Annotated in this window: 15 protein-coding genes; 10 read left to right on the forward strand and 5 right to left on the reverse strand. The window is 71.1% G+C overall.

Going from position 1 to position 13600, the window contains the following annotated elements; genetic code table 11:
* Nucleotides 1-176: 176 nt before the first annotated feature.
* Together AB0M36_RS20870 and AB0M36_RS20875 are read left to right on the forward strand one after the other, a co-directional pair.
* On the forward strand, nt 177-1313 hold the full coding sequence (locus tag AB0M36_RS20870; RefSeq protein ID WP_364159870.1) for an ABC transporter permease: 1137 nt from the start codon (nt 177-179) through the stop codon (nt 1311-1313).
* Between the two features lie 82 nt (nt 1314-1395).
* The gene (locus AB0M36_RS20875; RefSeq protein WP_364159872.1) at nt 1396-2013 is read left to right on the forward strand and encodes a M15 family metallopeptidase; all 618 of its coding nucleotides are present in this window, start codon (nt 1396-1398) and stop codon (nt 2011-2013) included.
* Here the strand turns inward: AB0M36_RS20875 and AB0M36_RS20880 are convergent.
* The gene (locus AB0M36_RS20880; protein WP_364159874.1) at nt 2010-2807 is read right to left on the reverse strand and encodes a methyltransferase domain-containing protein; all 798 of its coding nucleotides are present in this window, start codon (nt 2805-2807) and stop codon (nt 2010-2012) included. The genes AB0M36_RS20875 and AB0M36_RS20880 overlap by 4 nt on opposite strands.
* A 59-nt stretch (nt 2808-2866) precedes the next feature.
* On the opposite strand from AB0M36_RS20880, the gene AB0M36_RS20885 reads away from it, so the two are divergent.
* Nucleotides 2867-3892: an aspartate-semialdehyde dehydrogenase gene (locus AB0M36_RS20885; RefSeq protein WP_364159876.1), complete on the forward strand. Its 1026-nt coding sequence runs from the start codon at nt 2867-2869 to the stop codon at nt 3890-3892.
* A gap of 160 nt (nt 3893-4052) precedes the next feature.
* Complete coding sequence (locus AB0M36_RS20890; RefSeq protein ID WP_364159878.1) at nt 4053-4259, forward strand: hypothetical protein; 207 nt, start codon at nt 4053-4055, stop codon at nt 4257-4259.
* On the opposite strand, the gene AB0M36_RS20895 is transcribed toward AB0M36_RS20890, so the two are convergent.
* Nucleotides 4252-5499, reverse strand: coding sequence for a hypothetical protein (locus AB0M36_RS20895; RefSeq protein WP_364159879.1), 1248 nt, complete (start codon nt 5497-5499; stop codon nt 4252-4254). The two genes, AB0M36_RS20890 and AB0M36_RS20895, sit on opposite strands and share 8 nt — an antisense overlap.
* Here AB0M36_RS20895 and AB0M36_RS20900 point away from each other — a divergent pair.
* Together AB0M36_RS20900 and AB0M36_RS20905 are read left to right on the forward strand one after the other, a co-directional pair.
* Nucleotides 5498-5632, forward strand: a complete 135-nt coding sequence (locus tag AB0M36_RS20900) for a hypothetical protein (RefSeq protein WP_364159881.1) — start codon at nt 5498-5500, stop codon at nt 5630-5632. The genes AB0M36_RS20895 and AB0M36_RS20900 overlap by 2 nt on opposite strands.
* A gap of 70 nt (nt 5633-5702) precedes the next feature.
* Nucleotides 5703-7133 (forward strand): RNB domain-containing ribonuclease, encoded by a 1431-nt coding sequence (locus AB0M36_RS20905; RefSeq protein ID WP_364159883.1) that lies wholly within the window; start codon nt 5703-5705, stop codon nt 7131-7133.
* Here AB0M36_RS20905 and AB0M36_RS20910 read toward each other — a convergent pair.
* The 3 genes from AB0M36_RS20910 to AB0M36_RS20920 form a co-directional block, all read right to left on the reverse strand.
* Nucleotides 7130-7579, reverse strand: a complete 450-nt coding sequence (locus AB0M36_RS20910; RefSeq protein ID WP_364159885.1) for a VOC family protein — start codon at nt 7577-7579, stop codon at nt 7130-7132. The genes AB0M36_RS20905 and AB0M36_RS20910 overlap by 4 nt on opposite strands.
* 63 nt (nt 7580-7642) lie before the next feature.
* Nucleotides 7643-8473 carry a 3-methyl-2-oxobutanoate hydroxymethyltransferase gene (gene panB / locus AB0M36_RS20915; protein ID WP_364159887.1) on the reverse strand — a complete coding sequence of 277 codons (831 nt, stop codon included), beginning with the start codon at nt 8471-8473 and terminating at the stop codon, nt 7643-7645.
* A 111-nt stretch (nt 8474-8584) separates the two neighbouring features.
* A complete protein-coding gene (locus AB0M36_RS20920) occupies nt 8585-10351 on the reverse strand; it encodes an NAD+ synthase (protein WP_364159889.1) in 1767 nt (588 codons plus the stop codon).
* A gap of 131 nt (nt 10352-10482) precedes the next feature.
* On the opposite strand from AB0M36_RS20920, the gene AB0M36_RS20925 reads away from it, so the two are divergent.
* The 4 genes from AB0M36_RS20925 to AB0M36_RS20940 all read left to right on the forward strand — a co-directional run bounded on the left by AB0M36_RS20925 (nt 10483) and on the right by AB0M36_RS20940 (nt 13600).
* Nucleotides 10483-11835 (forward strand): glutamine synthetase family protein, encoded by a 1353-nt coding sequence (locus AB0M36_RS20925; RefSeq protein ID WP_364159890.1) that lies wholly within the window; start codon nt 10483-10485, stop codon nt 11833-11835.
* Nucleotides 11836-11912: 77 nt separating this feature from the next.
* On the forward strand, nt 11913-12338 hold the full coding sequence (locus AB0M36_RS20930; protein ID WP_364159892.1) for a DUF350 domain-containing protein: 426 nt from the start codon (nt 11913-11915) through the stop codon (nt 12336-12338).
* A gap of 3 nt (nt 12339-12341) precedes the next feature.
* Nucleotides 12342-12779: an N-acetyltransferase gene (locus AB0M36_RS20935; RefSeq protein WP_364159893.1), complete on the forward strand. Its 438-nt coding sequence runs from the start codon at nt 12342-12344 to the stop codon at nt 12777-12779.
* A 35-nt stretch (nt 12780-12814) separates the two neighbouring features.
* A complete protein-coding gene (locus AB0M36_RS20940) occupies nt 12815-13600 on the forward strand; it encodes a type 1 glutamine amidotransferase (protein ID WP_364159895.1) in 786 nt (261 codons plus the stop codon).

Raw genomic sequence — 13600 nt, forward strand, 5'->3', positions numbered from 1 at the left:
TGCGTGGGGCACGCCGGCGCCGGGGGAGGCCGTGTAGCTGGGGGGTTGGTGTTGCGGTTGGGGCGGTGTCGACCCGTACTTATGAATGGGCGTGAGGGAGACGGACCGGCGCGGTCGACGATGGCTTGGTGGACGATCGGCTGCGGGGTGTTCGGGGTGTCCGCGATGCTGGGGATATGACAGATGAGGACAATCAGATCAAATCGGTGCGGCAGTTTCGCCGGTTCGCTGTGGTGGTCTGTCTTGCCGGCGCGCTGGTGCAGCTTGCTTTGACCGCCTATTACCTGGGCATGGGCCATCGGGCGGTGCCGCGTGACGTGCCGGTCGGGCTGGTTTCCCCGTTGGGTAAGCAGGCCGCGATCCTCGATCTGCTGGAGCGCGACGGTGTCTTCGAGGTGAGCATCTACGCTTCCGTCACCGATTTGAACACCGCGATCAAACGCCGCGATGTGTACGGGGGCGTCGACGTGACCGCCGCTCAGCCTCATCTGTATGTGGCGGGAGCCGCGGGTCCGGCGGCCGCCGCGCTGCTGCGGAACACCTACACCTCCGTCGTCGCTCAGCAGAACGGTCAGCAGCTTGCCGTGCTGGCCGCCAAGGGTGACTCGATCTCCGTGGCCGAGGCGCAGGCTCTGACGACGCCGCCGGAGATCACGGACGTGGTGCCCTTGCCGCCTGACGATGTCAACGGTGCGTCGCTCGGCTTTCTCACCCAGGCGCTCGCCCTCGGCGGGACCATCGCCTCCGTGGGGTTGGGGCGGCTCATTCCGCGCACTCGCCGGTCCTGGGCGCGCGGGCTGGGGCATCTGGCGACGCTGATCGTGTACGCACTGGCGTCGGCGGCCGTGGTGCTCTGGTCGATGAGCTGGTTCGGGGTCGGCGAGGGCGCCGATCACGTGGCGATGTTCGGCATCTTCGCGTTGGTCTCGCTCGCGATCACCGGGTCGACCGCGGGCGCGGTCGCGCTGGTCGGTCCCGCCGGTGCGCTTCTCGGTGCCGTCTATTTCACCATCGGTACGGTGATCAGCGGCGCCAGCATCCTTCCGGAGTTCCTGCCCACGTTCGGCCGCGTGTTCGGCGAGAACCTGCCGACCGGCGCGGGCGTGGAAGCGGTCCGTTACGACCTCTACTTCCCGGACGCGCCGATCGGTGGTCCGCTGCTCGTGCTGGCGCTGTACGCCGGCATCGGCTGTCTGGTCGTGCTGGTCACGAACCTGCTGCCGAACCGGGCGGATCGCACGTCGGAGCTCGATCTGGAGGTGAAGGACCGGATCGAGGGCAACGACGTGCGGCAGCCGGTCGCGATCGGTTGAGCCGTTCGCGGTTGCCGCTCAGGCTTTTTCGGGTTGCGCCGAAGAGGCAGGGGTCAGGCTTCGTCGTGCGGAGGTGGTCGCTGTGGGAATCGAGGGTGTCAACAACCGGATCGCCGACATCCAGAGTCGCATGATCGCCCTGCAGACCCAGCAGGCCACCAAGGCCGCGAAAGCCACCAACACCTCGTCAGCCACAGGCGCCACGACGGCCTCGGGGGCCTCGTTCGCCACGGCGCTAGCCGACGCGATGGGCACGCAGAGCACCGGTGCGTCGGCCAAGTCGTACACCTTGAACGGCAAGGGGATTCCGACCGAGCTGGCCGCGTACGGCAACGGCAAGATCCCGGCGAACGCGCTGGGCAAGGTCGGGAACACCAACCACAAGCTGTGGGCGCCCGCCGCCGAGTCGCTGAACCAGATGATCGCCGACGCCAAGGCGCAGGGTGTCACCATCGGCATCACCGACTCGTACCGCTCCTACGACGAGCAGGTCGACGTCGCGCGGCGCAAGGGGCTGTACTCCCAGGGCGGCCTCGCCGCCAAGCCCGGCACCAGCGAGCACGGCTGGGGCATGGCGACCGACCTCGACCTGAACTCCAAGGCGCAGGCGTGGATGCGGGCCAACGGCGAGAAGTACGGCTTCTCGGAGAACGTGCCGCGCGAGCCGTGGCACTGGGAATACAAGCCGAAGACCACCTAGGCGCGGCAGATCAGTTCGCCGTGCAGGAGTGACATCCAGCCGTCGGGGTCGGCGGCCCAGGTGCGCCAGCCGCCGGAGATCCGTTCCAGGTCGGCCCGGGTGGCGGCGCCCGATGTCAGCGCCTGGTGGGCCAGGTCCGACGCGAGGACGCGGTCGGCCCACATGCCACCCCACCACGAGCGGTCCTCGTCGTTGGCGAAGCACCAGGTGCTCGAGGTCGCCGTGACGTCGGTGAAACCGGCGGCGTGCGCCCAGGAGAGCAGCCGCCGGCCCGCGTCCGGTTCGCCGCCGTTGGCGCGCGCGACCCTTTCGTAGAGGCTCAACCAGTCGTCCAGTTCCGGAAGCCGCGGATGCCAGGCGAAGGCCGCGTAGTCGCTGTCGCGGACGGCGACGATGCCGCCGGGCCGGGTGACGCGGCGCATCTCGCGCAGCGCCCGTACGGGGTCGCCGACATGTTGCAGCACCTGGTGGGCGTGCACCACGTCGAAGGTGCCGTCGGGAAAGTCGAGGGCGTGCACGTCGCCGACCGCGAAGTCGACCTCGAGTCCGCGCCGGGCGATCTCGGCGCGGGCGAGGTCGAGCGCCCGCTCGGTCGGCTCCAGGGCGGTGATCCGTCCGGGTGTGATGTGCGTCGCCAGATCCGCGGTGAGGGTGCCCGGCCCGCAGCCGACGTCGAGGACGCGCGCGCCGGAGGTCAGGTGGGGCAGCAGGTACGCCGCCGAATTTTCTGCGGTGCGCCAGCGGTGCGACCGCAGAACCGACTCGTGGTGCCCGTGGGTGTATGTGGCGGACATGCGGCTGACGTTACGGCGCGGGATTTCCGTACGTGCAGTTCAGACCGTACGTTGGGACCATGAGGATCGGCATTGTCGGCGCGACGGGACAGGTCGGTGGCGTCATGCGCCGCATCCTGGCCGAGCGCCGGTTCCCCGTTGACCAGCTTCGGCTCTTCGCTTCCGCGCGTTCCGCGGGCCGCACTGTGGCCTGGCACGGCGGTGAGGCCACCGTCGAGGACGCCGAGAAGGCGGACTTCCGCGGACTCGACATCGTCCTGTTCTCCGCGGGCAAGGGCAGCGCCAAGGAGTACGCGCCGCGCGTCGCCGAGGCCGGCGCCGTCGTGATCGACAACTCGTCGGCCTGGCGGATGGACCCGGACGTGCCCCTGGTGGTGGCGGAGGTGAACCCCGACGCCGTCGCCCGGCGCCCCAAGGGCATCATCGCCAACCCGAACTGCACGACGATGGCCGCCATGCCGGTGCTGCGCCCGTTGCACGACGAGGCCGGGCTGGTCGCCCTCGTCGCCACGACCTACCAGGCGGTCTCCGGTGCCGGGCTGGCCGGCGTCGCCGAGCTCGACGAGCAGGTGAAGAAGGTCGCCGACCGGGCCACCGAGCTGACCCACGACGGCCGGGCCGTCGAGTTTCCCGCGACCCGCTCCTTCGCCCGACCGATCGCGTTCAACGTGCTGCCGATGGCCGGCTCGATCGTCGACGACGGGCGAGGCGAGACCGACGAGGAGCAGAAGCTCCGCAACGAGAGCCGCAAGATTCTCGACATTCCGGGGCTCAAGGTTTCCGGCACCTGCGTGCGGGTCCCGGTCTTCACCGGCCACTCGTTGCAGGTGAACGCCCGATTCGCCCGGCCGATCGGCCCGGACCGGGCCCGCGAGCTGCTGGCCGGGGCCCCGGGCGTGGAGTTGTCCGACATTCCCACGCCGTTGCAGGCGGCCGGCCGGGATGCCACCTATGTGGGTCGCATCCGCGCCGACGAGACGGCGGAGAACGGGCTCGCGCTGTTCCTGTCCAACGACAATCTGCGCAAGGGCGCGGCGTTGAACGCCGTGCAGATCGCCGAGCTGGTCGCCGCGGAACTGCGCTGACCGCCCCCGGACGCGTCCGTCGCGCCCCGTCCCGCCTCCAGAGGCGGGACGGGGCGTTTGTCGTTCCTTCGGGGGGTCTTCGCGACGCTCCACTATGGAAAAAAAGGGCTTTTTGCCTGAATCGGTAGCGCATGGTCGATTTCAGGTGCACAGTGATGGCATGAACGACAGTGGGCCTGGCGGGGGTGGCTACTTCTGGTGCCTCCGGCATGACCGGGTCGAGTCCGGGGATGACGTGTGTCCTGCCCAGCACCGGCTCGGTCCGTACGCCTCCGCTGACGACGCCACGCGGGCGCTCGAGACGGTCGAGAAGCGCAATGCGGCGTGGGATGCCGAGGATGCCCGCTGGACCGGGGAGGTCAGCTAGGCCGGCGCGACCTCTGTGTCCAAGCCGGAATCTTCGGTCTCCAGGCGGAGACGAGCCCGCAGTCATTCGCAAGGAGGAAGTTCCCCATGGCCGTGACCAAGAAGGCTGCCCCTACCCGGGCCGCCAAGAAACCCGCCGCCACACCGGCCGCGGCCAAGCAGGCGGCCGCCAGGCGCGGCGCCGCCTCGCCCGCCGCCAAGCGCACCGCGGCCGCTACCTCGACCGCCGGAAAGCGCGTCACCACCTCGTCCGCCGCGACGCCGGCCATGGCGAAGCGCGCCTCCGCCACGGCAGCCTCCGCCGCTTCCTCCGCCAAGCGGGCCGCGAGCGCGTCGTCGGCCGCCAAGGCGGCGACGAAGTCGGTGGCGGGCCGGCCCTCCACGGCGAAGACCGCCGCACGGAGCGCCACGAAGACCGCCAAGGCGACCAAGACGGCCGGAACCAAGACTGCCGGTATGAAGGCCGGAACGAAAGCGGCCGGCACGAAGGCCGGGATGAAGACAGCCGGTGCTACGGCGGCCGGAATTACAGCCGCCACGCCCAAGGTGGCCGGGAGCAAGACCGCTGCGAGCAAGGCGACCTCGAGCAAGGCGACCGGGACCCGGGCGACCGCGGGCAAGACAGCGGCGAAGAAGGCTCCGGCGAGCAAGACCACGGCCAAGAGGGCCCCGGCCACCAAGACCGCGACCAAGTCGACCACCGCGCGCACGGCGGCTAAGTCGACGGCGGCGAAGGCCGCGACCACCGCGAAGAAGACGGCGGCGAAGGCTACGGCGACTGCGAAGAGGGCAGCGGCGAAGGCCACGACCACCGCGAAGAAGACGGCGGCGAAGGCGACCGCGAAGAAGGCGTCGGTCGCTAAGAAGGCGCCGGCGAAGAAGACAACGGCCAAGGCCACCGCGGCGAAGGCCCCGGTAGCCAAGAAGGCGTCGGTCGCCAAGAAGGCGCCGGTTGCCAAGAAGGCGTCGGTCGCCAAGAAGGCACCGGTTGCCAAGAAGGCGTCGGTCGCCAAGAAGGCGTCGGTCGCCAAGAAGGCGTCGGTCGCGAAGAAGGTACCGGTTGCCAAGAAGGCGCCGGTGGCGAAGAAGGCGCCTGCCAAGGTCACGTCGGCCAAGCCGTCCGCGGTGAAGTCCACGGCGGCGAAGCCGATCGCGGGTAAGCCGAGCGCCATCCGGGCGACCGGCAACGCCTCCGCCTCGGTGCGTGCCGGTAAGGCCGGCAACGCGAAGCTTTCGTCCATGACCAAGAACTCGGCCACCAACGCCGGCCGGATGAAGCAGCCCGCGAACGTCTCGGCAGCCCGGCGGGCCACCGCGGCGAACAACGGTCGGGCCGCGACGGCTCCCGCGCGCAAGGCGACCGCCAAGCGCTGACGCCGCGGCATTGCCACCATAGGGGCCGTACCCGCCAGGGTGCGGCCCCTGCGCGTGTTAGGAATGTGCGATGCCGATCAAACGGGTTCTCGCGCCGCGCATCGACTTCTCCGTGCTGCGCGAGGAGCTGAACCTGCCCCGCGAGTTTTCCGCCGAGGCACTCGCGGAGGCGCACCGGGCCGTAAACACGCCACCGCCGGCGCGCGACCACACCGACGTACCCCTGGTCACCGTCGACCCGGCCACGTCCCGCGACCTGGACCAGGCGATGCACCTGAGCCGCCGGGGTGGCGGCTACCGGGTCCGCTACGCGATCGCCGACGTCGCGAGCTATGTGCGGCCCGGCGGTCCGCTGGAGGCGGAGACCTGGGCTCGCGGCCAGACGATCTATCTTCCCGACGGCAAGATCCCGCTGCATCCGCCCGTGCTCAGCGAGGACGCGGTCAGCCTGCTTCCCGACGTCGACCGGGCGGCGGTGCTGTGGACGATCGACCTCGACGCCGACGGTGCCATCGCGGCCGTCGCGCTGGAGCGGGCGCGGGTCCGCAGCCGCGCCAAGCTCGACTACCCAGGACTCCAGAAGGCCCTTGCGGCGGGTGATGCGCCCGAGCCGATCGCGTTGCTTCCCGAGATCGGCACGCTGCTCGCCGCGCGGGCCGCCGACCGGGGTGCGATCAACCTGCCGTTGCCCGCTCAGGAGGTCGAGCCCGACGGCGACGGGTGGCGGCTGGTGCTGCGCGCGCCCCTGCCGGTGGAGGAGCACAACGCGCAGATCTCGTTGCTCACCGGGATGGCCGCCGCGTCGCTGATGCTCGGCGGCGGCGTGGGCCTGTTGCGGACCATGCCGGGCGCGAAGCCCGAGGCCGTCGCCGCGCTACGGGCCGCCGCCAGCTCACTCGGCGTGACGTGGCCGCGCGACGCGGAGGTCGGCGCGGTCGTCTCGTCCGTCGACCCGGCCGATCCCCGAGGTGCCGCCTTCCTCGATCAGGCGGCGGAGTTGCTGCGCGGGGCGGCGTACACGGCGTTCGACGGCGCGGCGCCGGCCGAGACCGGGCATGGCGGGGTGGGCGCGCCGTATGCGCACGTCACCGCCCCGCTGCGCCGGCTCGCCGACCGGTACGCGACCGAGGTGTGCCTGGCGCTGCACGCCGGCGAGGCCGTGCCGGAGTGGGCGCGTGCCGCGCTGCCCCGGCTGCCGGAGGCGATGGCCGCGACCGACCGGGTGGCTTCCGCCGCGGACCGCGGTGCGGTCGCGCTGACCGAGGCTGTGCTGCTCGCGGGCCGGGTGGGTGAGTCCTTCGAGGCCGGTGTGCTCGACGTCGACGATCCGCCCAAGCCGGGTGCGCGGCCCCGGCCCCGCGGCGGGACCGTCGCGATCGACGAGCCCGCCGTCGTGGCGCGCTGCCTGGGCGAGCTGCCGCTGGGGGAGCGGATCACGGTACGCCTGGCCGAAGCGGATCCCCGGACCCGTACGGTGCGGTTCGAGCTGGACGCGTCCTAGGGGAGCCGGGGTGTGCCCGCGTCGTCCAGCGGCCAGTCCGGGTGGTAGGTGATCTCCCACAGGTGGCCGTCGGGGTCGGTGAAGTAGCCGAGGTAGCCGCCCCATTCCGCGGCGCCGCCGGCCTTCACCAGGGTGGCGCCGGCGCGGACGACGGTTCGCAGTGCCTCGTCCACCGCCGCCGGGCTCTCCACGTTGATCGCCAGCGTGGTGCCGCGGAAGCCCGTGGCCGCGTGCGGCGGTGGCACCCGGGTCGGCAACCCCGCGTCGGCCGCGATGTCGTCGGTGGCGACGAGCGACAGCAGGCCGCCGGCGGTGTGGAAGAAGCTCACCACCCCGGGTAGCGAGGCGGGCGAGAGCCGCCAGCCCAGCGACTCGTAGAACTCGGTGGCGCGCACGACGTCGGCCACGCCGAGGGTGGCGAGGCTGACCCGGGCAGGAACGGACATAGGTGACACCTCCTCCGGCGAGTCTGCCACTGTCGCGATCTTGCCCGGGTCGTGCCCCCGCTTCTAGAAGGTGTGCTCGGCGGCGGGGAACTCGCCGCCGCGGACCTCGTCGGCGAAGCGGCGGGTGGCCTCGGTGAGCACGCCCGCGAGGTCGGCGTAGCGCTTCACGAAGCGGGGTGCCTTGCCGCCGCGGAGGCCGGCCATGTCCTGCCACACCAGCACCTGGGCGTCGGTGTCGGGGCCCGCGCCGATGCCGACGGTCGGGATGGTCAGCTCCTTGGTGATCCTCGTGGCGACCTCGCCCGGCACCATCTCCAGCACGACCGCGAAGGCTCCAGCCTCGGCGACGGCCCGCGCGTCGGCGATGACCTCCTCGGCAGCGCTGCCGCGGCCCTGCACGATGTAGCCGCCGAGGGTGTGCTCGCTCTGCGGCGTGAAGCCGATGTGCGCCATCACCGGGATGCCCGCGCCGACGATCGCCCGGATCTGGTCGGCGACGCGGCGGCCGCCCTCCAGCTTGACGGCGTGCGCGCCGGCTTCCTTCATGAACCGTACGGCCGTGCGCAGGCCCTGGACGGGGCCCTCCTCGTAGGAGCCGAACGGCATGTCGGCGACGATCAGGGCGGTCTTGGTGGCGCGCACGACCGCCCGTACCAGAGGAATCAGCTCGTCCGTGGTGACCGGAAGGGTCGTCTCGTAGCCGAAAACGTTGTTGGCCGCGGAGTCGCCGACGAGCAGCACCGGGATGCCGGCGCCGTCGAACAGCGCGGCCGTGTACTGGTCGTAGGAGGTGAGCATCGGCCAGCGGTCGCCGCGTTCCTTGGCCGCGATCAGGTCGCGGGTGCGCACGCGGCGGGTGGGTGGGCCGCCGTACAGGGTGGGGATCTCAGACATCGTCGTCTCCTTCCCTCGAGGCCGCGGTGTGCGGTCCCCGGGTCGACTCGAATCGTCGCACTCCACGGCCGCGAGCGGTCAGAGGTGAGTGGAGCCGATCACACTCGGCGTTCACGCGCCCTCTCGGAAGCGGTTGGTGATCGGCAGGCGCCGGTCTCGGCCGAAGGCCTTGATGGAGATCTTGGTACCCGGCGCGGACTGGCGGCGCTTGTATTCGGCGATGTCCACCATCCGCAGCACCCGATCCACCAGCGCGGCGTCGTGCCCGGCGGCGATCAGGTCGTCGCGGCCCCGGTCGCCGTCGATGTAGCCGCCGAGGATCGCGTCCAGCACGTCGTAGTCGGGAAGTGAGTCGGTGTCGACCTGGCCCGGCCGCAGCTCCGCCGAGGGCGGCTTGACGATGGAGTTCTCCGGGATCGGCGGCTCGCCGCCGCGGCGGGCGGCGTCCGCGTTGCGCCACGTCGCGAGGCGCCACACCATTGTCTTCGGCACGTCCTTGAGCGGGTTGAAGCCGCCGACCGAGTCGCCGTAGAGCGTCGAGTAGCCCACCGCCAGCTCGCTCTTGTTGCCGGTGGTGAGCACCAGGTGGCCCTCCTGGTTCGACAGGGCCATGAGGATGACGCCCCGGACCCGGGCCTGGAGGTTTTCCACCGCGAGGCCGGAGAGCGACATGTTCGCCAGGAACGCGTCGACCATCGGCTGGATCGGCTCGCTGCGGTAGTCGAGGCCGGTGCGCTTGGCGAGGTCGGCCGCGTCGTCGCGGGAGTGCGACGACGAGTAGCCGCTGGGCATGGAGATGGCGACGACGCGCTGCGGGCCGAGCGCGTCCACCGCGATGGCGGCGACGACCGCCGAGTCGATGCCACCGGAGAGGCCGAGCACCACCGAGCGGAATCCGTTCTTCTCCACGTAGTCGTGCAGGCCCAGGGTGAGCGCCGACCAGATCTCCGCCTCGTCGGTCACCCGCTCGGCGATGCCGCCGACGGCCGGGCCGTCGGCGAACGGGCGCGGCGCGGCGGCCAGGGTCACCCGTTCGATCGTCATGTCGTCATCGCGGCGGTTCTCGCCGTGCGACACCGGCGCGGTGTCCGCGGCGGACAGCTCGAGGTCGTGGATCAGCAGCTCCTCGGTGAACTGTCCGGCGCGGGTGAGCAGTTCGCCGTCCGCCGTCACGATCATCGAGTCGCCGTCGAAGACCAGCTCGTCCTGGCCGCCGATCATGTTCACGTACGCGACGGTCGCGCCCGCCTCCGCCGCCCGGCGCCGGATCAGCGGCAGCCGGACGTCGTCCTTGTCCAGCTCGTACGGCGAGGCGTTGATGGAGACCACGAGCTGCACGCCGGCGCGCCGCGCGGCCGCGAACGGGCCACCCGCCTGCCACAGGTCCTCGCACACGGTCAGGGCGATGTCGGCGTCGCCGAAGCGCACCACGGTCAGCGAGGTGCCCGGCTCGAAGTAGCGGTCCTCGTCGAAGACGCCGTAGTTGGGCAGGTGGTGCTTGAAGTAGGTGGCCGCTACCTCGCCGCCGAGCAGCAGGGCGGAGGCGTCGCGGCGGCCGCTGCCCGGCACCGCGTCGGCGCTGGTGGGTGCCGGCCCGTCGGCGTCGACGTAACCGACGACCACGGCCACGTCGCCGAGCCCGTCGGCGGCGAGGTCGGTGGCGAGTTGCCGCAGCGCGGCCCGGGACGCCACCACGAAGGACTGGCGGAAGACGAGGTCCTCGATGGGATAGCCGGTCAGCATCATCTCCGGGAACGCGACGAGCTGAGCGCCCGCGTCGGCGGCCCGCCGGGTCCAGCGCCGCACGGCGGCGGCATTGCCGGGTATGTCTCCGACGGTGGGGTTCACCTGGGCAAGGGCGATGCGCATCGAGGGCATGCGGCCATTGTTCCCCAGCGTTGACCACCCGTGTCCGGTTGCCCTGCCGTACTGTCGGCCCGTGGTCAGCGTAATCTCGGCGTAACCGGCACGGGAGAGACTGGCTTGCCGGGCAAGGGCGAGGGGTGGACGTGGACCGACAGCAGGAGTTCGTGCTCCGCACGCTCGAAGAGCGCGACATCCGATTTGTCCGGCTCTGGTTCACGGACGTGCTCGGCACGCTCAAGAGCGTCTCCGTCGCGCCGGCCGAGCTCGAGGCCGCCTTCGAGGAGGGCATCGGCATCGACGGCTCGGCCATCGAGGGCTTCGCCCGCGTCTCCGAGTCCGACATGGTCGCCATGCCCGACCCCACCACGTTCCAGGTGTTCCCGTTCGAGGGCGGCGACAGCGGCGAGAGCGCCCGGATGTTCTGCGACATCCTGCTCCCCGACGGCAGCGCGGCGTGGGCCGATCCGCGGCACGTGCTGCGCCGCATGCTCGCCAAGGCCGCGGAGAAGGGCTTCACCTTCTATACGCACCCCGAGGTCGAGTTCTTCCTCGTCCAGGACGGACCGCTGGACGGCAGCGTGCCGATCCCGGTCGACGGCGGCGGCTACTTCGACCACACCACACACTCGGTCGCGCGCGACTTCCGCCGCCAGGCCGTGCTCGCGCTGGAGCGCATCGGCATCTCCGTGGAGTTCAGCCACCACGAGGTCGCACCCGGCCAGCAGGAGATCGACCTGCGGTACGCGGACGCGCTCACCACCGCCGACAACATCATGACCTTCCGGCACGTCGTCAAGGAGGTCGCGCTGTCGCAGGGCGTCCGCGCGACGTTCATGCCGAAGCCGTACACCGACCAGCCCGGCAGCGGCATGCACACCCACCTGTCGCTGTTCGAGGGCGAGCGCAACGCCTTCTACGACGGCGGCGACACGCTGAAGCTGTCCAAGACGGCCCGCGCGTTCATCGCCGGCCTGCTCGTGCACGCCCGGGAGTACACGGCCGTCACCAACCAGTGGGTCAACTCGTACAAGCGGCTCTTCCCGCTGCAACTGCCGGACCGGATCACCGAGTCGCCGGCGTTCGTCAGCTGGGGCCACCTCAACCGGTCGGCGCTGGTGCGGGTGCCGGCGTTCGGCAAGCCCAACTCGGCCCGGGTCGAGGTCCGCTCGATCGACTCGGCCACCAATCCCTACCTCGCCTTCGCCGTCATGCTCGGCGCCGGTCTCAAGGGCATCGAGGAGGGCTACGAGCTGCCGCCGGGCGCCGAGGACGACGTTCTCGCCCTGTCGCCGCAGGAACGCAAGGCGATGGGGTACGACTCGCTGCCGGAGAACCTCGCCGAGGCGATCGACGTGATGGCCAAGTCCGAGCTGATCCCCGAGGTGCTCGGCGAGCACGTGTTCGACTTCTTCCTGCGCAACAAGCGCCAGGAATGGGAGCAGTACCGGCGCGAGGTCACCCCGTACGAGCGCGAGCGCTATCTCGGGACACTCTGACTTTCGACGCTCCGGTGGATCACCTGTGAGCGCTGGTCGGATACGGTGCCCTCGGACACCGTGATGAGGGAGTAACCGTGCTGGAGAATCTGCTTGAGGGTGCCGGGCGCAGCATCGTGTTCGGTGCGGTCGGCATCGGGTTGATGGCCCTGGGCTTCGTGCTCGTCGACCTGCTGACCCCGGGCAAGCTGCGCGACCTGATCTGGGTCGAGAAGAACCCGAACGCCGCCACCCTGCTCGCGGCCAACCAGCTCGGCATCGCGCTGATCGTCTTCACCGCGATCTTCACCAGCTACGAGAACTTCGGCGAGGGTCTGGCCTCCACGGCGATCTTCGGCGTGCTCGGCATCGGTGTCATGGCCCTGGCGTTCCTGGTGCTGGACTGGATGACCCCCGGCAAGCTCGGCGAGGTCATCTGCACCCCGGAGCGGCACCCGGGCGCGCTGGTCAGCGCGGCCTCCCACTTCGGCGCGGCCCTGATCGTCTGCGCCTGCATCGCCTGAGCCGTGAAGATCGAACTGGAACCCGTCACCAGCGACAACTGGCGAGCCTGCGCGGCGCTGTCGGTGCAGCCCGACCAGCGCGAGTTCGTCAACGACGTCAGCCACTACCTTTTGCTCTGCCACTACGGCGGGCTGTGGCAGCCGCTGGCCGTCACCGTCGACGGTGACGTCGCGGGCTTCTGCATGTGGGCCGTCGACGACGACGCCAGCCGCTGGATCGGCGGGGTGGTCGTCGACGCGTCCCGACAGCGGCAGGGCATCGGCCGTGCCCTGGTGGTCGCGTTGCGCGACCGGCTCGCCGCCGAGCCCGGCGTGCCCAACGTCGCGCTCAGCTACCAGCCGGAGAACACCGCCGCCCGCGCGCTGTATCGCTCGCTCGGCTTCGTGGAGACCGGCGAGCTGGAGGACGACGAGATCATCGCGCGGTGGACCCCGGCGTGAACACCGGTGTCGGCCCCACCCGATAACCTCGGTGGGTGGGCACAGCACTGGTGATCGAGAACTACCCGTCCGCCGACCTGCGCCGCCTCGGTGACTGGTTCACCGAGGCCGGGCTCGGCCTGAAGCTCGTGCGGGCGCACGCGGGTGACCCGCTGCCCGAAAACCTCGACGGCTTTGCGGCCCTGGTCGTTCTCGGCGGCGACCAGCGCGCTTACGCCGACGCGACGGGCACACCGGGCGCACCCTGGTTTCCCGCCCTCGAGGGGCTGCTGCGCAAGGCGGTGCGCCACCACCTGCCGACGCTCGGCGTCTGCCTGGGCGCACAGCTGCTCGCCCAGGCCCACGGCGGCCTGGTCGAGCGCAGCACCGCCGGCCCCGAGATCGGCCCCGGCCTGGTCGCGCGCCGAGACGCGGCGGACACTGACCCGCTGTTCAAATGGGTGCCGCTGCTGCCCGACGTGGTGCAGTGGCACAGCGACGAGATCACCGAGCTGCCGATCGGCGCCGTGCTGCTCGCCGCGTCCACCCGCTATCCGCACCAGGCGTTCCGCCTCGGCGACCGGGCCTGGGGCGTGCAGTTCCACATCGAGTGCGACGCCGCCATGATCGAGGGCTGGGTCCGCAACGACGCGGTGCTGATCGCCGAGCTGGGCTACGAGCCCGAGGCGGTCGTCGCCGCGACCGTGGACGTGCTCGCCGACGTCGAGGAGGCCTGGCAGCCGCTCGCCGCCCGGTTCGCCGCCCTGGCCCTCGGCGAACTGCCCGACGCGGACATCCCGGTCCCGGGCCCGGCCCGCACCCTGCCGTTGCTGGGTCAATGA

This window comes from Actinoplanes sp. NPDC051346, assembly GCF_040682215.1.
In the GTDB taxonomy this organism is placed as follows: Bacteria; Actinomycetota; Actinomycetes; order Mycobacteriales; family Micromonosporaceae; genus Actinoplanes.